This window comes from Citrobacter sp. CF971 (assembly GCF_006385635.1).
GTDB lineage: Bacteria > Pseudomonadota > Gammaproteobacteria > Enterobacterales > Enterobacteriaceae > Citrobacter > Citrobacter freundii.
This window is the reverse complement of the sequence record NZ_CP041051.1, coordinates 136,825-158,104: the sequence shown is the minus strand read 5'-3', so window position 1 is coordinate 158,104 and position 21,280 is coordinate 136,825. Positions and strand designations below refer to the sequence as shown.

The following is a 21,280-nucleotide window of genomic DNA, read 5'->3' as shown; positions in this document are numbered from 1 at the left end:
AATGAACGCATTTCTTCTCTCTCAGATGCTGGCTGGCATCAGCTTCTTACTGGATATTTCCGCTTTTCATTTTCAACGCCGGGCTATCACTTTAACGCTGCTCACCGGCTCTACTTCCCTGTTAGCTATCCATTTCTATCTTTTGGATCAACACGCTGCGGCTGGGCTAATGATCATTGCCGCTTGCCGCTATGCGACGGCCATCATCACGTTTCACCGCTGGGTGATGTGGGGATATATGCTGGGATCGCTGCTGTGTAGCATTTATCTTTGGCAAAATCTGTCGAGTATTTTGCCGCTGATGGGAAGCCTGTTGATGACTTTTGCGTCGTTTCAAAAACGCAGCGGAAAATTACGGGGATACACATTGTGCGGAAGCCTGTGTTGGCTACTGAACAATGTGATTGTTGGCTCGCCGGTTGCCGTAATCATGGAACTAGCATTTTCAGGCAGTATTATGGCCGCCTGGTGGCGTCACTGCGCGACCAGACGCTGTGGATGCGTATAAATCGTCGCCCTGCCCGGTTTGCAAAAGCCCACCAGCGTCAGGTTGCAGCGCTCGGCAACTTCTACCGCCAGCGTTGTCGCCGCAGAAACAGCAAACAGGACCTCCACGCCGCACATCGCCGACTTCTGCACCATCTCGTAGCTGGCGCGGCTGGAGACTATTACCGCGCCCTGTTGCCAGGTTTCCCCTTCGATTGCGCGTCGCCCCAGCAGTTTATCCAGCGCAACATGACGCCCAACATCTTCATGCCCGCCCGCCAGATGACCTGACGGCTGTACCCAGGCAGCCGCGTGCGTGCAGCCTGTCAGTTGCCCCACGGGTTGAAAATCATTGAGATGGCGTAAAGCGTGATCGAGATTCGTCAGATCGAATGTCTGGGTAAACGGCAGCGGCTGGACTGGCTTGCCAATGTCATTGAGCTGCTCCACGCCACAAACGCCGCAACCGGTGCGACCGGCCAGCGCGCGACGACGCTCCTTCAGCCCCATAAATCGACGACTGGACAGCTCAACCTGCACTTCTAATCCGTTACAGGAAGGAACCACTTCCATTGCGTAGATATCCTGCGGGCGCTCAATAATGCCTTCAGAAAGTGAAAAGCCCATCGCAAAGTGCTCAAGATCTTTCGGTGACGCCATCATTACCACGTGCGAAATCCCGTTGTAAACCAGCGCAACCGGTACTTCTTCAGCGACGACATCCGGCTGAGGATGTTGCAAATCCTCGCGTTTCCAGAGGGTCAACTGGCGCGATCCTGTCAAAGTCGTCACATTTTTGATGTTTTCTCGAATAATCTTATTCACTTTCTTTTAACCATATTGGAACACGCATACCAACATTGTGGTATTCTTTACAAACCCCTCCTGGACGGAGGGAAATTCACCCAATTCTGGACCTTTGCGGTCCCGTCCGCAAAGAAAAATAACAACCACTTCCCTCACGCTCGAGTAACGGAAAAGTGAGGGAACGTGACAATGTCGAAAAAGGAGCAAACCATGCAGGTCAGCAGAAGGCAGTTCTTTAAGATCTGCGCTGGCGGTATGGCAGGCACCACGGCAGCGGCACTGGGTTTTGCACCCGGCGTAGCGCTCGCGGAAACACGGCAATATAAACTGCTGCGTACCCGCGAAACCCGTAACACCTGCACTTACTGTTCCGTTGGCTGTGGACTGTTAATGTACAGTCTCGGTGACGGAGCAAAAAACGCCAAAGCATCCATCTTCCATATCGAAGGGGACCCGGATCACCCGGTGAACCGTGGCGCGTTGTGCCCGAAAGGGGCAGGACTTGTGGACTTCATCCACTCCGAAAGTCGCCTGAAATTCCCGGAATACCGCGCACCAGGCTCTGATAAGTGGCAACAGATTAGCTGGGATGAGGCATTTGACCGCATCGCTAAGCTGATGAAAGAAGACCGCGACGCAAACTACGTTGCACAAAACGCCGAAGGCGTAACCGTTAACCGCTGGCTTTCCACTGGGATGCTGTGTGCTTCCGCTTCCAGTAACGAAACCGGCTATTTAACGCAAAAATTCTCCCGCGCGCTCGGTATGCTCGCGGTCGACAACCAGGCACGCGTCTGACACGGACCAACGGTAGCAAGTCTTGCTCCAACATTTGGTCGCGGTGCGATGACCAACCACTGGGTCGACATTAAAAACGCCAACCTCGTTGTGGTGATGGGCGGTAACGCCGCTGAAGCCCACCCGGTCGGATTCCGCTGGGCGATGGAAGCTAAAATTCACAACGGCGCGAAGCTGATTGTGATCGATCCGCGCTTTACGCGAACCGCAGCGGTGGCTGATTTCTATGCGCCGATTCGTTCCGGTACTGACATTGCTTTCCTGTCAGGCGTCTTGCTGTACCTGCTGAACAACGAAAAATTCAACCGCGAATACACTGAGGCCTATACCAACGCCAGCCTGATCGTGCGTGAGGATTACGGTTTCGAAGATGGCCTGTTCACTGGCTACGACGCGGACAAACGCAAGTATGACAAAACCAGCTGGAACTACGAGCTGGATGAAAAAGGCTTCGCCAAACGCGATGTCACCCTGCAACACCCGCGCTGCGTGTGGAACCTGCTGAAACAGCACGTCTCCCGCTACACGCCGGATGTTGTAGAAAATATCTGCGGTACGCCAAAGGCTGACTTCCTGAAGGTCTGTGAGTACATCGCAGAAACCAGTGCCAAAGATAAAACCGCGTCGTTCCTGTACGCCCTTGGCTGGACACAACACTCCGTAGGTGCGCAGAACATCCGTACCATGGCGATGATCCAGTTGCTGCTTGGCAACATGGGGATGGCCGGCGGCGGTGTTAACGCCCTGCGCGGTCACTCCAACATTCAGGGTCTGACCGACTTAGGCCTGCTGTCACAAAGCCTGCCGGGCTATATGACGCTGCCGAGCGAAAAACAGACTGACCTGCAAACCTACCTTGCCGCCAACACGCCAAAACCGTTGCTGGAAGGTCAGGTGAACTACTGGGGCAACTACCCGAAATTCTTCGTCTCAATGATGAAAGCCTTCTTTGGCGATAAAGCGACAGCGGAAAACAGCTGGGGCTTCGACTTGCTGCCGAAGTGGGATAAAGGGTACGACGTGCTGCAGTACTTCGAGATGATGAACCAGGGCAAAGTGAATGGCTATATCTGCCAGGGCTTTAACCCAGTCGCGTCATTCCCGAATAAAAACAAGGTCGTGGCTTCACTGTCCAAACTGAAATTCCTGGTCACCATCGACCCGCTCAACACCGAAACGTCTACCTTCTGGCAGAACCACGGTGAGTCGAACGATGTTGACCCGTCGAAAATCCAGACCGAAGTATTCCGTCTGCCGTCCACCTGCTTCGCCGAAGAGAACGGTTCTATCGTTAACTCCGGTCGCTGGCTGCAGTGGCACTGGAAAGGCGCGGATGCCCCGGGGATTGCCGTTACCGATGGTGAAATCCTCGCCGGTATCTTCCTGCGCATGCGCAAGATGTATGCCGAGCAGGGTGGCGCGAACCCGGAACAGGTGCTGAGCATGACCTGGAACTACTCCACACCACACGAACCGGCTTCGGAAGAAGTGGCGATGGAGAGCAACGGTAAAGCGTTGGCCGACATTATCGACCCGGCAACAGGTGCAGTCATCGTTAAGAAAGGCCAACAGCTTAGCTCGTTCGCCCAACTGCGTGACGACGGCACCACTTCCAGCGGCTGTTGGATTTTTGCCGGTAGCTGGACGCCGGAAGGCAACCAGATGGCACGTCGCGATAACGCCGACCCATCAGGCCTTGGCAACACGCTGGGCTGGGCATGGGCGTGGCCGCTCAACCGACGCATTCTGTATAACCGCGCTTCCGCTGATCCGCAGGGGAATCCGTGGGATCCAAAACGTCAGATCCTGAAATGGGATGGGGCGAAATGGAGCGGGATGGATATTCCGGACTACAGCGCCGCCGCACCTAGCAGCAACGTTGGTCCGTTCATCATGCAGCCGGAAGGGATGGGACGCCTGTTTGCTATCGATAAGATGGCGGAAGGTCCGTTCCCGGAACACTACGAGCCGTTTGAAACGCCGCTGGGGACTAACCCGCTGCACCCGAACGTTATCTCTAACCCTGCCGCGCGCATCTTTAAAGGTGACGCGGAAGCACTGGGTAAAGCAGATAAATTCCCGTACGTCGGTACGACCTATCGTCTGACCGAGCACTTCCACTACTGGACCAAGCATGCGCTGCTCAATGCCATCGCACAGCCGGAACAGTTTGTGGAAATTGGCGAGAAGCTGGCGAATAAGCTCGGTATCTCTCATGGCGATACCGTCAAAGTCTCCTCTAACCGCGGCTACATTAAAGCCAAAGCAGTGGTGACTAAACGTATTCGCACGCTGAAGGCCAACGGTCAGGATATCGACACCATCGGTATTCCGATTCACTGGGGCTACGAAGGTGTGGCGAAAAAAGGCTTTATCGCTAACACGTTAACGCCATTCGTCGGTGATGCGAACACGCAGACGCCGGAATTTAAGTCCTTCCTCGTGAACGTGGAAAAGGTGTAACGGAGACGACCTATGGCTTATCAATCGCAAGACATCATTCGTCGTTCCGCCACTAACGGTTTCACCCCCGCGCCTCAGGCGCGGGACCATCAGGAAGAGGTGGCGAAGCTTATCGACGTCACCACCTGTATCGGCTGTAAAGCGTGTCAGGTGGCGTGTTCTGAATGGAACGACATCCGTGATGAAGTGGGCAACAACGTTGGGGTGTACGACAACCCGGCTGATTTGACCGCTAAATCCTGGACGGTAATGCGCTTCTCGGAAGTGGAACAGAACGACAAACTGGAGTGGCTTATCCGCAAGGATGGCTGTATGCACTGTGCCGATCCGGGCTGCCTGAAGGCGTGTCCGGCTGAAGGCGCAATCATTCAGTATGCCAACGGTATCGTCGACTTCCAGTCCGAGCAGTGCATCGGCTGTGGCTACTGTATCGCAGGCTGTCCGTTCGACGTGCCGCGCCTCAACCCGGAAGACAATCGCGTCTACAAATGTACGCTGTGCGTTGACCGTGTCGTGGTCGGGCAAGAACCGGCCTGCGTGAAAACCTGCCCAACCGGCGCGATTCATTTCGGTACTAAAGAGTCGATGAAAACGCTGGCAGGCGAGCGTGTGGCGGAGCTGAAAACGCGTGGTTACGAAAACGCGGGTCTGTACGATCCGGCAGGCGTTGGCGGTACGCACGTCATGTACGTATTGCACCATGCTGACAAGCCGAATCTGTATCACGGCCTGCCGGAGAACCCGGAAATCAGCGCCACCGTGAAATTCTGGAAAGGCATCTGGAAACCTCTCGCAGCCGTCGGCTTTGCAGCGACATTTGCGGCCAGTATCTTCCACTACGTCGGTGTAGGCCCAAACCGCACGGAAGAGGAAGAAGACAACCTGCATGAAGAAAAAGACGAGGTGCGCAAATGAAACGACGTGACACCATCGTGCGCTACACGGCGCCGGAACGCATCAACCACTGGATCACCGCCTTCTGCTTCATTCTGGCGGCAGTGAGCGGGATGGGCTTTCTCTTCCCGTCTTTTAACTGGCTGATGCACATCATGGGCACACCGCAACTGGCACGAATTGTGCACCCGTTTGTCGGCGTGATCATGTTTGCCTCGTTTATCATCATGTTTTTCCGTTACTGGCACCACAATCTAATCAATCGGGATGATATCTTTTGGGCGAAGAATATTCGTAAGATTGTCGTCAACGAGGAAGTAGGTGACACGGGACGTTATAACTTCGGCCAGAAATGCGTATTCTGGGCGGCGATTATCTTCCTGGTCCTGTTGCTGGTGAGCGGAGTGGTCATCTGGCGTCCGTATTTTGCACCTGCTTTCTCAATCCCGGTGATCCGATTCGCGTTAATGCTGCATTCATTTGCCGCAGTAGCGCTAATTGTGGTTATCATGGTGCACATTTACGCCGCCCTTTGGGTGAAAGGCACCATTACCGCGATGGTGGAAGGATGGGTTACCAGCTCATGGGCGAAGAAACATCACCCGCGCTGGTACCGTGAAGTCCGCCAGAAACAGGAAAAGTCATCTGAATGAGTATTCGCATAATCCCGCAAGATGAGCTGGAGAAGAGCGAGAAACGCACGGCGGATATGATTCCGCCGTTATTATTCCCCAGACTCAAAAATTTGTATAACCGCCGCGCTGAGCGCCTGCGCGAGCTGGCCGAGAGCAACCCGCTGGGCGACTACCTGCGCTTTGCCGCGCTGATCGCCCACGCGCAGGAAGTGGTGCTGTACGACCATCCGCTGCAGATGGATCTGACCGCGCGCATCAAAGAAGCGAACGATCAGGGCAAACCGCCGCTGGATATCCACGTCCTGCCACGCGACAAGCACTGGCAAAAGCTGCTGCAGTCGTTGATTGCTGAGCTGAAGCCAGAGATGAGCGGTCCCGCGTTAGCGGTGATCGAGAATCTGGAAAAAGCCTCAGAGCAAGAACTGGAGCTGATGGCCAGCGCGCTGTTTGCCTCTGATTTCGCCTCCGTCAGCAGCGACAAAGCACCGTTCATTTGGGCTGCCCTGTCGCTCTACTGGGCGCAGATGGCAAGCCTGATCCCCGGCAAAGCCCGTGCGGAATACGGTGAACAGCGTCAGTACTGCCCGGTGTGTGGTTCAATGCCGGTTTCCAGCATGGTGCAAATCGGTACCACCCAGGGTCTGCGTTATCTGCACTGCAACCTGTGCGAAACCGAGTGGCACGTGGTGCGCGTGAAGTGCAGCAACTGCGAACAGAGCCGTGATTTGAACTACTGGTCACTGGATAACGAACAGGCGGCAATCAAAGCTGAAAGCTGCGGCGACTGCGGGACTTACCTGAAGATTCTCTATCAGGAAAAAGACCCGAAAGTCGAAGCCGTGGCCGACGATCTCGCCTCACTGATGCTGGACGCGCATATGGAGCAAGAGGGCTTTGCCCGCAGCTCCATCAACCCGTTCCTGTTCCCGGGTGAAGGGGAGTAAGTTCTTCGCACTACCGGGCGGCGTAAGTCGCCCGGGTTATAATGTATACGGTGTGACCACACCGGATAGGCCTGCAAAATCCTTAGTATTTCGCGTAACCAGCGTAAGACGATGAATCTGTGCTGTTGCCAAAATAATGGCATCCGGCAATTTCATCCCAAATTCCTGTCTGATACTCACGCTTCGTTCAGCAATATCCTGTGAAACGCCGATCACGTTAAAAGCACCTAGCGCAACACGAGTACGGGCTTCCTGATGGTATTTTTTTGCACCCACCATCACCTCCATCCATGTAATGAGGCTGATTGCATTCTGCGGCGGCCATGTTTCTATCGCTAGTTTTGCTTCATTTCTCCCACTAAACAGATCAATGAGGATGTTGGTATCAAAAAGCGCGGATCCTTTGACCATTACCATTCCTCACGGAGTTTACGCTGGTATTCAACACCATCTTCCTCACAGCCTTGCCACAGCCCAAGAGCACGTGAAATTGTGGTTTCAGCCTGATCCTGCCTCTCAAGATACTGTTCAACGGCCTCCCGTAAAAGTTCTGCTCGCGGCAGGTTGCGCTGCACCTTGAGATCATCAAGACGTTTAATCACTTCATCTGATAAATCGAGTAAAATTCTGCCCATATCCATCCCAGCCATCATACTCATATATACCTCCAGTATATCATCAGCGATTAATTTCCACACAACATACACCTGAAAAAAGCAAGAAAATAGCCTCCACGCGAACGATTTTTACTTTTGCGAGCCGCTTTCCAAAATCATACCCATCCCTATTTTTCCCATTTTCATTCTTAGTAATCCAGGTTATAAACCTGTATATCCATACAGAGCAGAGTATTTAAAAATGGCACTGGAAAGCGGGATTGCGCAGTTAGTTGAGGCATTTATCGCGGCGGGACGCCCTTCTTCCCGTGAGCAGAATATTGATGACCGGAGAGCGGCCTATATTGCCAGTACGGCGCTGGCCGGAGAAACTGAAACCCGCGTACAGGTTGAAGATATTGAACTCGACGCCATAGCATTTCGCGTTATTTCGCCGCGGGGCAGCACGGGAAATCTCCCCTGCGTTATCTATTATCACGGCGGTTGCTTTGTCAGCGGTGGATTTGCCACACATGATAACCAGCTAAGGCAACTCGCCTGGTACAGCGGCTGTCGGGTCATTGCGGTGCAGTATCGCCTCGCACCAGAGCATACCTTCCCGGCAGCACATAACGATGCTGAAACCGGGGCCAATATCATCTGGAAGTATGCCCAGAAACTGGGAGTAGACCGGGACAACATTACGCTTGCTGGCGACAGCGCAGGTGGACACCTGGCGCTGGTCACCGCACTACGCCTGAAAGCTGCCAGGCAATGGCAACCTGCACAGCTTATGCTGATCTACCCGATGCTGGACGCAACTGCCAGCTTTGCGAGCTATGACCATAATGGACGGGATTACATTATCACCCGCGATACACTGCTTTCGGGCTACGAAATGTATATGCCGAAAACCGATCCATTACATCCCGAAGTCAGCCCACTCTGGCGCAAAGACTTCAACGGTTTACCGCCCACGCACATCATTACTGCCGAATTCGACCCACTGCGAGATGAGGGTGAAGCCCTGTATCAACGGTTCCTGGAGCAAGGCGTGGAGTGCTCTTGCCAACGCTATCTCGGCGTTATCCACGGTTTTTTCCAGTTGGCAGGGGTGAGCCCGGCGGCACGAAATGTGATGCGAGATGTGGCCTGGCGGCTTGGCCAATAAGGATGTTCATGAGTTCTGAAATTAAGGAAGGTACCCGTCAATACAATCATCGACAGCATGCGATTTTTATCAAAATACGGATTATGGCATTTTCATAATCCGCATTTTACATCAGCAAATGAACCCAACATTACATTTTAGCCAGAGGACCTACTCTTCCTCGTTACCGCCTTCTTCATATGCGCCAAACGGTTTCGCAGGTAGCACAATGTAAGTACCTTCAAACACGACGCCCGGTGTGTCATCGCCAAACACCCCGACCTGCATCTGAACGCGCGCCTTGCGACCTCTTGCCAGGCGGTCGAGGTCACCGCTCAACGACCCCAGATCGGCAATAGCAGTTGGTTTCCCGGTGATCGGCCTGCTGTATCGGATATGCGCGTCGGCCAGGATTATTGTCCCACCCAGATGACGCTCGCGCAGCATCAGCCAGATAAGTCCCCAGCCCGTTAGCGTAGCCAGTGAAAACAGGCTACCGGCAAACAGGGTATGGTGCGGATTCTGATTGCCTGTCTCGGGCATCGTGGTGATAAATTTCTGCCCAGTGTACTGCTGAATGCGTACGCCCATTTTCTCACTCAATGGAATATGTTCGTACCAGGCTTGTTGTAGCTGTCCGCACCAGTCCCCGCGATGGAGAATATCGTCCAGCGTCGCAATGGGCTTAATCATCAAAAAGTGGCGCACCGGCGTGGTTTGCGGCGTGGTGATTTCTCCCTGGCTCACAAAACCGAGCTTGGCGAAAAATTCGACCGCATCTTCACGGGCACTACAGGTTACGCGTTTGACCCCTTCCTGACGCGCCACAGACTCCAGAGTCATCGCCATCAGCGTGCCCAACCCTTTCTCTTGCACGGAAGGGTCTACTGCCATAAAGCGTATGGAAGCTTCGTTATCCGCATTGATATACAGACGCCCTACCGCAACCAGATTCCCCTCTTCGTCCACCACCATCTGGTGATGCGCCATCGCGTCCCAGGCATCCCGTTCGGAGCCTTTTGGCTGGTGCAATGGTTTACGCAGCATCTCCCAGCGAAACTGGTAGTAGCGCTCCAATTCTTCTTCTGTTTGCGGTACTCGAAGGTGATACATAGTCGTATTCTCTCTTGTTGTCCGCGGCCATACCGGTAGCTGGTTCATACTTGTAACCAGAACGTCACCGGGCCATCATTAACCAGTGAAACCTGCATATCCGCAGCGAATCGACCGGTTTGCGTATTCATTTCCTGTTGGCGGCAACGCTCAACAAAGTATTCATACAGCGCTTCTGCACGCTCGGGCGCTGCGCCTTTCGAAAACCCCGGGCGCATGCCACGCTCGGTATCTGCCGCCAGCGTAAACTGTGAAACCACCAGTACACTCCCCCCTGATTGCTGCACATTAAGGTTCATTTTGCCTTCGGCATCGCTAAAGATTCGATAACCGAGTACACGCTCGCACAGGCGATTCGCTTTCTGTTCGTCATCATCCCTTTCGACACCTAACAGGACCAAAAGTCCTGGGCCAATTTCACCCGTCACCTCACCCTCCACGGTGACGCTGGCACGGGTTACGCGCTGAATTAATGCAATCATGGTTGCTCTGCTTCTTCTTCTTTTGCGGCTTGTTTAAGTTTGCGGTATTCCCCGAGAGTGACAGTTATTTCCGCGCCTAGCAAGACGATACACCAGGTCCAGTATACCCAGACAAATAAAATAGGGATCACCGCCAGAACACCGTAAATGAGCTGATAAGACGGAAACATCGTGATATAGAGCGCAAATCCTTTCTTTCCGGCTTCGAACAACACAGCAGCCACAAAGGCACCAATAACCGCATCACGGTTGGGTACACGCGTAGTCGGTACGATGCTGTAAAGCAGCCAGAACGAGAGCCAGGAAAGCACCAGCGGGAAAATACGCAGGACGTTATCAATCACCGTGTTGAGATCGCTGGCCCAGCGCAATGACAACAGATAAGAGCTGATCGCCAGACTGGCCCCCGCCAACAGCGGCCCCAGCGTTAAAATCATCCAGTAGACGGCGAAAGAGTAAACTTTAGGGCGAGTACGCTTACTGCGCCAGATAGTATTCAACGCATTATCGATGGCGTACATCAACAATAACGCTGTGACAATCAGCCCGCATGCCCCAACGGCCGTCATTTTGTTCGAGTTGGCGACAAACTGTTCGATATAACGCTGAATGACGTCTCCCGTCGCCGGGATAAAGTTTGCGAAAATAAAATGACGTAACTGGACACTGACGTCGGAAAACATCGGAAATGCGGCGAAAAGCGCAAATACGACGGCAATAAGCGGCACTAATGAGAGCAATGAAACATAGGCAAGATTCCCTGCCAGCGTCGTCATGTTGTCCTCATCAATCCGCAGCCATAATAGCTTCAGCCAGTCTCGTACAGGACGCGTATGATGCCTGGCTTGCTGCTGAACATTTTTTAGCATAACAACGTCGCGAAATAGTCAGGAATGGTCTTTTTATCGACGACCTGGATACTGGTGATCCCTAACCGGTTAGCCCCTTCAATATTATCGGCGTTATCGTCAAAAAAGACCGCATCGTGCGCAGAAAAACCTTCAGACTGCAGGACGTGCTGGTAAATCCGCGCTTCCGGTTTACGCATGCCCAGTTCCTGGGAAAGGTAAATATGGTCAGCAGCCTGACGGATCTCGGGATATTCATCCGGCCAAAACGTGGTGTGCAGGCGGTTGGTATTCGACAAGACGACCACCCGATGCCCCTGCTCACGCAGCTTTTGCATGATGTCGATGACCTCAGGGCGCAAGGCGACAAAAACGGCCTGCCAGCCGTGAGAGAACTGCTCGTAACTTAGCGGCAGCGCCATCTCATGACATAGCGCCTCGGCAAAGGCTTCATCCGTTATTTCACCTCGCTCGTGCTGGTGAAAAGCCTCCCCCATGGTGAAACTTTGCTTTAGCGAAGCCAACGGTACACGACTTAGATCGCTCCATGTGCCCAACACGCGGTTGAAGTCAATATCGACAATCACATTACCCAAATCAAAGATATAGAGCATGCCCTTCTCCTTATTCGCCGTGGATGAATAACTGTAGCGGGAAAGGAGAAGTTTGACTATGCGAGAGTGATGGCTGCGAAGTTATCGGGCCATCATTGGGAAGAATTACACGGCCAGAGCATCATCCTGTGAAGGACTCACCTGCACAATTTCAACCTGCTGTGACTGGAGTAAATTGTGCAATGCCGGACCTGGGTATTCATCAGTAAACAGCGCAGTCACCTGAGACACGTTACCAATTTCTACCGCGGCAGAAGCCGTATATTTCGTATGATCCGCTGCCAGCAGAATGTGTCTTGAATGGGACATCATCGTTTTCACTACGCTGGCTTCATTGACATCAAACTCCAGCAGTGCGCCATCACTTTCGATCGCACCAACGCTGGTAACCAGGTAGTCGGCCCGAAAATCAGCCACAAATGCTGAAGCAGAAGGGCCAATGATGCCGCTGTTGTGCGGGCGTAACGTTCCACCTGGTACCATAACTTCAAAACGTGGGTTGTTATACAGAATGTGCGCCACGCGTAGGCTGTTGGTAATAATGCGCAAATGATTATGGTTTAACAGCGCGCGGGCCACCTGCTCAACGGTGGTGCCAATGGTAATAAACACCGTTGATCCATCGGGAATGTAGTCAGCCACCGCTTCCGCGATGGCCTTCTTCTCTTCCGTCCAGGAAACTTCACGCTGCTCAAACGCCGTATTCACCACGCTGGAGGCTCTGCCCGCGCCACCATGATGACGCGTAATTAATCCCTGCTCGCTGAGTTTACGAATATCACGACGCACAGTTTGCGTGGACACGTCCAGCAGGCTCGCCAGCTCGTCGATATTCATATAACCGCGCTCGCTGATCAGCATCAACAGCTGATCGTGCCGCGGGTTACCGGTCAGTTCGGTAAGACTCATGAAATTTCCTCGAAAAACCATTGCCCTGGCATTTTATACAAAAAGTGACAGAAAAGATCGGGTTTGATCACAGTCAGGGATTCCGGCCCTTCCTCCCGGGCGAGTGCATTTTAACGCAGCAACCCCACTGGCAAACCTGACGGCCTCTTCTGGAGCATCGCCACCCGCCAGGCTGAATGCGAGCGCACCGTGGAAAACATCCCCAGCTCCCGTAGTATCCACAACATCGACTTTAAATCCAGATTGATGCTGCAACGTATTATTTTTTATCCAGTCACAGCCTTCGCTCCCTCGTGTCACATAGACATGACCATTTGTGAGCGTTTTTGCTTGTTTAAGTCCAGCTTCAGAATCATTTATCCCGGTTAAACGCGCCAGACCCGGTTCAGAGAACGCCGCATGATCGCTCAACGCCACCAGCTCACTGATATCTTGTGGCGTGACGTCACCATCCAGTACCGTCATCACTCCCGCCCGACGCGCCAGCGTGAACGCCTGCCTGGCGCCTTCGTGCCAGCGAACATCCGCCAACACCACATCCCACTGGGAAAAATCGATCTCATTCAGCCAGGCAGCATCCGGCAGTAAATCCGGGCTGGGATAGTTAACGATAATCCGTTCTCCTTGCGCATCAACCATAATTGCCGATTGCGAAGACTTTGCCCCCGCATAGCGCCGGGTGTAACGGGTGTTTACCCCCAGGGATTCCAGCTCCGCCAGCAGGCTATTTCCGGTGTCGTCATCGCCCACACGGCCAACAAAGTCCACCTGCGCGCCCAGCTTCGCTGCAGCCACTGCGGCCGTTGCAGCAGGCCCGCCGCCCACTTCCGTATAACGCTTCGCCACATACTTACCTCCTTCGGTCGGTAAACCTTCCACGTAATAGATGCGATCCATCACGGCAATACCTACACAAGCAATACGAATCATGGTCATTCCTTAGGCGTTTCAAGATGGGATCATTTTAATTTCACAAAATGTTTAAAAAGTGACGGCTGTCAATTTTTTGACCATAAATTACAAATACGATCAAAAACAGACAAAAACAAACGACCTTAAATGACAAAAAATGACATCCACGTCTCAGGAGAACGTTATGGCAGTTATAGCATTTATCGGATTAGGTCAGATGGGTTCACCCATGGCGAGCAACTTGCTGAAGCAGGGTCATCAACTCAGCGTCTTTGACGTTAACCCGGATGCCGTTCAGCGCCTGGTGGAAAAAGGAGCTCAACCTGCCAGTAGCCCGGCTCAGGCAGTAAAAGGGGCAGAATTTGTCATCACAATGCTGCCAAACGGCGATCTGGTGCGCAGCGTACTGTTCGGTGAGCAGGGTATCTGCGAAAACCTCTCCCCGCAGGCATTAGTGATTGATATGTCGACTATTCACCCACTGCAAACCGACAAACTGATCGCCGATATGCGTGACAAAGGCTTCGACATGATGGATTGCCCGGTTGGACGTACCTCCGATCACGCTATCGCAGGAACGCTGTTGCTGCTGGCAGGTGGAACGGCACAGCAGGTAGAACGCGCCACACCGGTTCTGATGGCGATGGGTAATGAATTGATCAACGCAGGCGGCCCCGGTATGGGCATTCGCGTCAAGCTCATCAACAACTACATGAGCATCGCGTTAAACGCCTTGTCTGCTGAAGCCGCCGTGTTGTGCGAAGCGCTCGGCCTCTCCTTCGATGTGGCCTTGCAAGTCATGAGCGGCACTCCCGCCGGGAAAGGCCACTTCACTACCTCCTGGCCGAACAAAGTGCTGAAAGGCGATCTTTCCCCGGCTTTTATGATCGATTTAGCTCACAAGGATCTTGGCATCGCGCTGGACGTTGCCAACCAACTACATGTGCCGATGCCGCTCGGTGCCGCCTCCCGCGAAGTCTATAACCAGGCACGCGCCGCTGGCCGTGGCCGGGAAGACTGGACGGCCATTCTTGAACAGGTTCGCGCATCCGCCGGGCTAAATAAACACACAGATAAGTAAGGACTGAACAATGACGAAGTACACCCTGAAAGATATCACCCGAGCTTCCGGCGGTTTTGCCATGCTGGCGGTCGATCAGCGCGAAGCCATGCGCTTAATGTTTGCCGCTGCGGGTGCAAAATCCCCGGTCAATGACAGCGTGCTGACCGATTTCAAAGTCAATGCGGCAAAGATCCTGTCCCCCTATGCCTCCGCCATTCTGGTCGATCAGCAGTTCTGCTACCGCCAGGTTGTAGAGCAAAACGCGGTAGCCAAAAACTGCGCCATGATTGTGGCCGCTGATGAGTTTATTCCGGGTAACGGAATTCCGGTCGATAGCGTAGTGATTGATAAAAAAATCAACCCGCAGGCTGTGAAGCAAGATGGCGCCAAGGCTCTCAAATTGCTGGTGCTGTGGCGTAGCGATGAAGATGCCCAACAGCGTCTTGATATGGTGAAAGAATTTAATGAGCTATGCCATTCCAATGGACTGCTGAGCATCATCGAGCCGGTTGTTCGCCCACCGCGTCGTGGCGATAAGTTCTGCCGTGAACAGGCCATCATCGATGCCGCGAAAGAGCTGGGCGACAGCGGTGCCGATCTCTACAAGGTCGAAATGCCGCTGTACGGCAAAGGAACCCAACAGGAATTGCTTAGCGCCTCTCAGCGCCTGAATGAAAACATCAACATGCCGTGGGTCATTCTCTCCTCTGGTGTGGATGAAAAACTGTTCCCACGCGCGGTCAGCGTAGCAATGACCGCAGGCGCATCCGGCTTCCTGGCCGGGCGTGCGGTCTGGTCATCCGTCGTGGGTCTGCCGGATACCGAACTGATGCTGCGTGATGTTTCCGCACCGAAGTTGCAGCGTCTGGGCGATATCGTCGACGAAATGATGGCCCGCCGCTAATAGAGGATCAAAGCATGAAATGGTTTAACACCTTAAGCCACAACCGCTGGCTGGAACAAGAAACCGATCGCATCTTTAACTTTGGTAAGAACGCGGCGGTGCCCACCGGGTTTGGTTGGTTAGGAAACAGTGGTCAGGTCAGAGCGGATATGGGAACGCATCTGTGGATCACCGCCCGCATGCTGCACGTCTATTCCGTTGCCGCCTCCATGGGTCGCCCAGGTGCATATCAACTCGTCGACCACGGCATTAAGGCGCTGAACGGCGCGCTACGCGACACACGCTACGGCGGTTGGTACGCCTGCGTCAATGACGAAGGCGTGATGGATGCCTCCAAGCAGGGTTATCAGCATTTCTTCGTTTTACTTGGCGCGGCAAGCGCGGTCACTACCGGTCATCCACAGGCCAGAAAATTGCTGGATGACGCCATCGAGGTGATTGAGAAGTACTTCTGGAGCGAAGACGAACAAATGTGCCTGGAGTCCTGGGACGAAGCCTTCAGCCAGACAGAAGATTATCGCGGCGGCAACGCTAACATGCACGCGGTCGAGGCTTTCCTGATCGTGTATGACGTTACTCATGACCGTAAATGGCTCGATCGCGCACTGCGTATCTCTTCGGTGATTATTCACGACGTGGCCCGTAGCGGGGAGTACCGCGTCAATGAACACTTCGATTCACAGTGGAACCCAATCCGCGATTACAACAAGGACAACCCAGCTCACCGTTTCCGCGCCTACGGTGGCACGCCGGGTCACTGGATCGAGTGGGGCCGCCTGATGCTGCATCTGCATGCTGCGCTGGAAGCTCGCTTTGAAACGCCTCCTGCCTGGCTGCTGGAAGATGCAAAAGGACTTTTCCACGCCACTATCCGCGACGCCTGGGCACCGGACGGCGCAGACGGTTTTGTCTATTCGGTGGATTGGGACGGCAAACCGATCGTTCGCGAAAGAGTGCGCTGGCCGATAGTCGAAGCGATGGGTACCGCCTACGCCCTGTACACCCTCACAGGCGACAGCCAGTACGAAGCCTGGTACCAGAAATGGTGGGATTACTGCATCACCTACCTGATGGATTACGAGACCGGTTCATGGTGGCAGGAGCTGGACACCGATAACAAGGTGACCACCAAAGTCTGGGACGGCAAGCAGGATATTTATCACCTGCTGCACTGCCTGGTGATCCCACGTCTGCCGCTGGCTCCGGGCCTTGCTCCGGCTGTTGCCGCCGGTCTGCTGGATATCAACGCTAAATAAGTAACAAGGTGGGCTGCCATGCATAGCGGTGGAAAAACCATTCATCTTCAGGCCGGACACTACCAGGCGAAAATCGTCACGGTTGGCGCTGGGCTAGCAGAATTGACGCACCGTGGGCGTCATATCGTTATTCCCCACAAACCGGAAGAAATGCCACTGGCACACTTGGGGAAAGTGTTAATCCCCTGGCCAAACCGCGTTGTAGACGGCAGCTATCACTATAACGGCAAGGATTACCAGCTTGCCGTTAACGACTCGGTTTCACATACCGCCATTCATGGGTTACTGGCCTGGCGGGACTGGCAGATTAACCAGCAGTCGGCATCGGAAGTGTCGCTGACGATTTTTCTGCCGTCTTCTTATGGTTATCCCTTCGCGCTGGTTTCAGAGGTGATTTACCGACTGGAGGCAACCCGTGGACTGCACGTTTTTATCCGCACACAGAATGTGGGTGATGAAATCGCGCCGTATGGCGCGGGAGCACATCCCTATTTGACCTGCAATCTGCAACCCATTGATGACTGTGAATTAACACTCCCGATGAGTGAAGAAACATGTGATGAACGATATTTCACCACGCCGCAACGCATTGCACAGACCGCTATCGATCATACGTTCAGGACTCTGCCACCTGACGCTGAGTGGGAAGTCAGGATGACCAGCCCATCGCAAAACATGTCCACTTTTTTACGCAGCCACCAGCCCTGGTTGCAAGTGTATACCGGCGAAAAATTAGCACGGCGTGGCCTGGCGGTTGAACCGATGACCTGCCCGCCAGACGCCTTTAACTCCGGAATTAGCCTGATTCATCTCGCGCCCGGAGAACAACATCAGATGCATTTTTTAATCGGCAGTGAATAACAGATTTCCGACAAATTACCGAATTACCCTATTTTTACGGAGACGACAATGAATTCGCTACAACAACGGTCAACCGCCATAGAACTCACATCATTACCTGATGGATTTGCTTTAACGTACCACCAGCGCCTGATTTTACGCCACAGCACAGAAACGCCCTGCCTGTGGGTCGGCGCTGGCGTTGCCGACATTGACATGTTTCGCGGCAACTTCAGCATTAAAGACAGGCTCAATGAGAAGATTGCTCTGACTGGCGCCACGGTAAGCGAGTCCCCAGACGGCTGGCGGGTGCATTTCAGCCGCGGTGATACCATCAACGCCACGCTGCATATTTCCACCGATGAACAGGGTCGCCTGAAGCTGGATCTGCACAACGGCGATCTCAACCATAACCGCATCTGGCTGCGTCTGGCCGCCAGGGCGGACGATCATATTTACGGCTGCGGCGAACAGTTCTCTTATTTCGACTTACGCGGTAAGCCGTTCCCGCTGTGGACCAGTGAACAGGGCGTGGGCCGAAACAAAAACAGCTATGTCACCTGGCAAGCCGACTGTAAAGAGAACGCCGGTGGCGACTACTACTGGACCTTCTTCCCACAGCCGACCTTCGTCAGCACGCAGAAGTACTACTGCCACGTTGATAACAGTTGCTATATGAATTTCGACTTCAGCGCGCCGGAGTATCACGAACTGGCGCTGTGGGAGGACAAAACCACCCTGCGCTTTGAGTGCGCTGATACCTACATCTCTCTGCTGGAAAAACTGACTGCGCTGTTAGGACGCCAGCCGGAGCTGCCGGACTGGATCTACGATGGCGTCACGCTCGGTATTCAGGGCGGTACTGAGGTTTGCCAGAGCAAACTGGACACCATGCGTAACGCAGGCGTGAAAGTAAACGGCATCTGGGCGCAGGACTGGTCCGGGATCCGCATGACCTCCTTTGGCAAGCGCGTGATGTGGAACTGGAAGTGGAACAGCGACAATTATCCGCAGTTGGATAGCCGTATTAAGCAATGGAAAGAAGAAGGCGTGCAGTTCCTCTCCTACATCAACCCGTATGTTGCCAGCGATAAAGATCTCTGTGCCGAAGCGGCCAAACACGGTTATCTGGCGAAAGATGCATCCGGCGGCGATTACCTCGTAGAGTTTGGCGAGTTTTACGGCGGCGTGGTCGATCTGACCAACCCGGAAGCCTACGACTGGTTCAAAGAGGTCATCAAGAAAAACATGATCGAACTGGGCTGCGGCGGCTGGATGGCAGATTTTGGCGAATACCTGCCGACAGATACGCATCTGCACAACGGCGTCAGCGCCGAGATCATGCACAACGCCTGGCCCGCACTGTGGGCGAAATGTAACTACGAAGCGCTACAGGAGACCGGCAAACTCGGCGAGATCCTGTTCTTTATGCGTGCGGGTTACACCGGCAGCCAGAAATACTCCACCATGATGTGGGCGGGTGATCAGAACGTGGACTGGAGCCTTGACGACGGTCTGGCTTCCGTCGTTCCTGCAGCGCTGTCGCTGGCGATGACCGGTCACGGTCTGCACCACAGCGATATCGGCGGCTACACCACCCTGTTTGACATGAAACGCAGCAAAGAACTGCTGCTGCGCTGGTGTGACTTCAGCGCCTTCACGCCGATGATGCGTACCCACGAGGGTAACCGCCCAGGCGATAACTGGCAGTTTGATGGTGATGCTGAAACCATCGCCCACTTTGCACGAATGACCGCCGTGTTTACCACCCTGAAACCGTATCTCAAACAGGCCGTCGCGCAAAACAGCGCTACCGGTCTGCCGGTGATGCGCCCGCTGTTCCTGCATTACGAAGACGATGCGCGTACCTATACCCTGAAATATCAGTATCTGCTGGGACAAGATCTTTTGGTCGCGCCGGTTCACGAGCAAGGCAAGTCCGACTGGACCCTGTATCTGCCGGAAGATAGCTGGATAAATGTCTGGACCGGGGAAACCTATCAGGGCGGTGAAATTACCGTGGATGCGCCGATTGGCAAGCCTCCGGTGTTTTATCGCGCGAAGAGTGAATGGGCGTCACTGTTTGCCACTTTACGCAACATCTAATACGGCTCGCCCGTGGGGAGACTCACGGGCACATGGAGAATAATAATGAGTCAGACTTCTTCTAATCCGGCAACCCTACGCTTGCCGTTCAAAGAAAAACTCGCCTATGGGATGGGTGATTTAGGTTCCAATATCCTGCTGGACATAGGTACGCTCTATTTACTCAAGTTTTATACCGATGTTCTTGGTTTACCTGGAACTTATGGCGGTATCATTTTCCTTATCGCCAAGTTTTTTACCGCGTTTACCGATATGGGGACTGGGATTATGCTCGACTCGCGCCGCAAAATCGGCCCGAAAGGCAAATTCCGCCCGTTCGTTCTGTATGCCGCATTTCCAGTGACGCTGCTGGCGATTGCGAACTTTGTCGGTACACCATTTGAAGTCACCGGTAAAACGGTGATGGCAACGGTACTGTTTATGCTGTACGGACTGTTCTTCAGTATGATGAACTGCTCTTACGGTGCGATGGTCCCCGCGATCACCAAAAACCCGGACGAACGCGCCTCGCTGGCTGCCTGGCGACAGGGCGGAGCCACTCTTGGCCTGCTGCTGTGCACCGTCGGTTTTGTGCCAGTAATGAACCTGATCGAAGGCAACTCACAGTTGGGCTATATCTTCGCTGCCACCTTATTCTCTCTGTTCGGCTTGCTGTTTATGTGGCTGTGCTATGCCGGGGTTAAAGAACGCTACGTGGAGGTGAAACCCGTTGATGCCGCGCAAAAACCGGGATTGCTGCAATCCTTCCGCGCCATCGCAGGTAATCGCCCGCTGTTTATTCTGTGCGTTGCCAACCTTTGCACACTTGGCGCGTTTAACGTCAAGCTGGCGATTCAGGTCTATTACACCCAGTACGTACTGAACGACCCGATCCTCCTTTCCTGGATGGGCTTTTTCAGCATGGGCTGTATCTTCATCGGCGTCTTCTTGATGCCGGGAATGGTCAGACGTTTCGGCAAGAAAAAGGTCTACATCGGCGGTTTGTTGATTTGGGTCGCGGGCGATCTGCTGAACTACTTCTTTGGCGGCGGTTCCGTCAGCTTTGTCGCTTTCTCGTGCCTGGCGTTCTTCGGCTCAGCATTCGTCAACAGCCTGAACTGGGCGCTGGTCTCCGACACGGTGGAATATGGCGAATGGCGTACCGGCGTACGTTCGGAAGGAACGGTATACACCGGCTTCACCTTCTTTCGTAAAGTGTCACAAGCGCTGGCAGGATTCTTCCCCGGCTGGATGCTGACGCAAATCGGCTACGTCCCCAACGTGGTGCAATCTGCCAGTACGGTCGAAGGGTTGCGTCAGCTGATCTTTATTTATCCCTGCGCGTTGGCGGTGATCACCATTGTAGCTATGGGCTGTTTCTACAACCTTAACGAGAAGATGTATGTCCGCATCGTTGAAGAGATAGAAGCGCGTAAACAAACCGTTTGATAATAATAATGAATAGCGCTCTACGGGGCGCT

Annotated in this window: 21 protein-coding genes; 12 read left to right on the top strand and 9 right to left on the bottom strand. The window is 53.7% G+C overall.

The features are described 5' to 3' along the window. Nucleotide 1: 1 nt before the first annotated feature. Complete coding sequence (locus tag E6P06_RS04245) at nucleotides 2-508, top strand: YgjV family protein (RefSeq protein WP_003847896.1); 507 nt, start codon at nucleotides 2-4, stop codon at nucleotides 506-508. Here the strand turns inward: E6P06_RS04245 and fdhD are convergent. Next, on the bottom strand, nucleotides 475-1,311 hold the full coding sequence (gene fdhD / locus E6P06_RS04240) for a formate dehydrogenase accessory sulfurtransferase FdhD (protein WP_003847897.1): 837 nt from the start codon (nucleotides 1,309-1,311) through the stop codon (nucleotides 475-477). The genes E6P06_RS04245 and fdhD overlap by 34 nt on opposite strands. A gap of 192 nt (nucleotides 1,312-1,503) precedes the next feature. On the opposite strand from fdhD, the gene fdnG reads away from it, so the two are divergent. From fdnG to fdhE, 4 genes are read left to right on the top strand one after another with little or no spacing between them, the layout of a single operon-like run. Beyond that, nucleotides 1,504-4,554 carry a formate dehydrogenase-N subunit alpha gene (gene fdnG / locus E6P06_RS04235; protein WP_139935892.1) on the top strand — a complete coding sequence of 1,017 codons (3,051 nt, stop codon included), beginning with the start codon at nucleotides 1,504-1,506 and terminating at the stop codon, nucleotides 4,552-4,554. Between the two features lie 12 nt (nucleotides 4,555-4,566). Continuing rightward, a complete protein-coding gene (fdoH, locus tag E6P06_RS04230; protein ID WP_003847898.1) occupies nucleotides 4,567-5,469 on the top strand; it encodes a formate dehydrogenase O subunit beta in 903 nt (300 codons plus the stop codon). Then, nucleotides 5,466-6,101, top strand: coding sequence for a formate dehydrogenase cytochrome b556 subunit (gene fdoI / locus E6P06_RS04225; protein WP_003028686.1), 636 nt, complete (start codon nucleotides 5,466-5,468; stop codon nucleotides 6,099-6,101). The genes fdoH and fdoI overlap by 4 nt, the downstream gene beginning before the upstream one ends. Continuing rightward, entirely contained in the window at nucleotides 6,098-7,027 is a 930-nt protein-coding gene (gene fdhE, locus E6P06_RS04220) for a formate dehydrogenase accessory protein FdhE (RefSeq protein WP_003840450.1), read from the top strand. The genes fdoI and fdhE overlap by 4 nt, the downstream gene beginning before the upstream one ends. Before the next feature lie 36 nt (nucleotides 7,028-7,063). On the opposite strand, the gene E6P06_RS04215 is transcribed toward fdhE, so the two are convergent. Further along, nucleotides 7,064-7,438: a type II toxin-antitoxin system VapC family toxin gene (locus tag E6P06_RS04215; RefSeq protein ID WP_003840448.1), complete on the bottom strand. Its 375-nt coding sequence runs from the start codon at nucleotides 7,436-7,438 to the stop codon at nucleotides 7,064-7,066. Beyond that, nucleotides 7,438-7,680 (bottom strand): CopG family transcriptional regulator, encoded by a 243-nt coding sequence (locus tag E6P06_RS04210; RefSeq protein WP_043018956.1) that lies wholly within the window; start codon nucleotides 7,678-7,680, stop codon nucleotides 7,438-7,440. Before E6P06_RS04210 ends, E6P06_RS04215 begins: the two co-directional genes overlap by 1 nt. A 205-nt stretch (nucleotides 7,681-7,885) precedes the next feature. Here E6P06_RS04210 and E6P06_RS04205 point away from each other — a divergent pair, with 205 nt between their 5' ends. Continuing rightward, on the top strand, nucleotides 7,886-8,794 hold the full coding sequence (locus tag E6P06_RS04205) for an alpha/beta hydrolase (RefSeq protein WP_003840443.1): 909 nt from the start codon (nucleotides 7,886-7,888) through the stop codon (nucleotides 8,792-8,794). Between the two features lie 150 nt (nucleotides 8,795-8,944). Here the strand turns inward: E6P06_RS04205 and fabY are convergent, their stop codons facing one another. From fabY to E6P06_RS04170, 6 genes are all read right to left on the bottom strand, one after another. Continuing rightward, nucleotides 8,945-9,886, bottom strand: a complete 942-nt coding sequence (fabY, locus tag E6P06_RS04195; RefSeq protein ID WP_003825286.1) for a fatty acid biosynthesis protein FabY — start codon at nucleotides 9,884-9,886, stop codon at nucleotides 8,945-8,947. A gap of 44 nt (nucleotides 9,887-9,930) precedes the next feature. Then, the gene (dtd, locus tag E6P06_RS04190; protein ID WP_003028671.1) at nucleotides 9,931-10,368 is read right to left on the bottom strand and encodes a D-aminoacyl-tRNA deacylase; all 438 of its coding nucleotides are present in this window, start codon (nucleotides 10,366-10,368) and stop codon (nucleotides 9,931-9,933) included. Then, nucleotides 10,365-11,237 (bottom strand): virulence factor BrkB family protein, encoded by an 873-nt coding sequence (locus tag E6P06_RS04185; protein ID WP_139934967.1) that lies wholly within the window; start codon nucleotides 11,235-11,237, stop codon nucleotides 10,365-10,367. Before E6P06_RS04185 ends, dtd begins: the two co-directional genes overlap by 4 nt. Next, complete coding sequence (gene yihX / locus E6P06_RS04180) at nucleotides 11,231-11,830, bottom strand: glucose-1-phosphatase (RefSeq protein ID WP_003028663.1); 600 nt, start codon at nucleotides 11,828-11,830, stop codon at nucleotides 11,231-11,233. Before yihX ends, E6P06_RS04185 begins: the two co-directional genes overlap by 7 nt. 105 nt (nucleotides 11,831-11,935) lie before the next feature. Then, nucleotides 11,936-12,739: a DeoR/GlpR family DNA-binding transcription regulator gene (locus E6P06_RS04175; protein ID WP_003847907.1), complete on the bottom strand. Its 804-nt coding sequence runs from the start codon at nucleotides 12,737-12,739 to the stop codon at nucleotides 11,936-11,938. A 33-nt stretch (nucleotides 12,740-12,772) separates the two neighbouring features. Further along, on the bottom strand, nucleotides 12,773-13,669 hold the full coding sequence (locus E6P06_RS04170) for a sugar kinase (RefSeq protein ID WP_003847909.1): 897 nt from the start codon (nucleotides 13,667-13,669) through the stop codon (nucleotides 12,773-12,775). A 166-nt stretch (nucleotides 13,670-13,835) separates the two neighbouring features. Between E6P06_RS04170 and yihU the strand changes: the two genes are divergently transcribed. Genes yihU through E6P06_RS04140 form a run of 6 tightly spaced genes read left to right on the top strand, consistent with a single transcriptional unit; the run spans nucleotide 13,836 to nucleotide 21,248 of the window. After that, nucleotides 13,836-14,732, top strand: a complete 897-nt coding sequence (yihU, locus tag E6P06_RS04165) for a sulfolactaldehyde 3-reductase (RefSeq protein WP_003847911.1) — start codon at nucleotides 13,836-13,838, stop codon at nucleotides 14,730-14,732. Nucleotides 14,733-14,742: 10 nt separating this feature from the next. Then, nucleotides 14,743-15,618: a sulfofructosephosphate aldolase gene (yihT, locus tag E6P06_RS04160; protein ID WP_003847913.1), complete on the top strand. Its 876-nt coding sequence runs from the start codon at nucleotides 14,743-14,745 to the stop codon at nucleotides 15,616-15,618. Between the two features lie 14 nt (nucleotides 15,619-15,632). Continuing rightward, nucleotides 15,633-16,874 (top strand): sulfoquinovose isomerase, encoded by a 1,242-nt coding sequence (yihS, locus tag E6P06_RS04155; RefSeq protein ID WP_032938394.1) that lies wholly within the window; start codon nucleotides 15,633-15,635, stop codon nucleotides 16,872-16,874. Nucleotides 16,875-16,892: 18 nt separating this feature from the next. After that, the gene (locus E6P06_RS04150) at nucleotides 16,893-17,735 is read left to right on the top strand and encodes an aldose-1-epimerase (protein ID WP_139934966.1); all 843 of its coding nucleotides are present in this window, start codon (nucleotides 16,893-16,895) and stop codon (nucleotides 17,733-17,735) included. A 48-nt stretch (nucleotides 17,736-17,783) separates the two neighbouring features. Further along, a complete protein-coding gene (locus E6P06_RS04145) occupies nucleotides 17,784-19,820 on the top strand; it encodes an alpha-glucosidase (protein WP_003847919.1) in 2,037 nt (678 codons plus the stop codon). A gap of 45 nt (nucleotides 19,821-19,865) precedes the next feature. Next, nucleotides 19,866-21,248, top strand: a complete 1,383-nt coding sequence (locus tag E6P06_RS04140; protein ID WP_003028647.1) for an MFS transporter — start codon at nucleotides 19,866-19,868, stop codon at nucleotides 21,246-21,248. The last annotated feature ends 32 nt before the right edge of the window (nucleotides 21,249-21,280 follow it).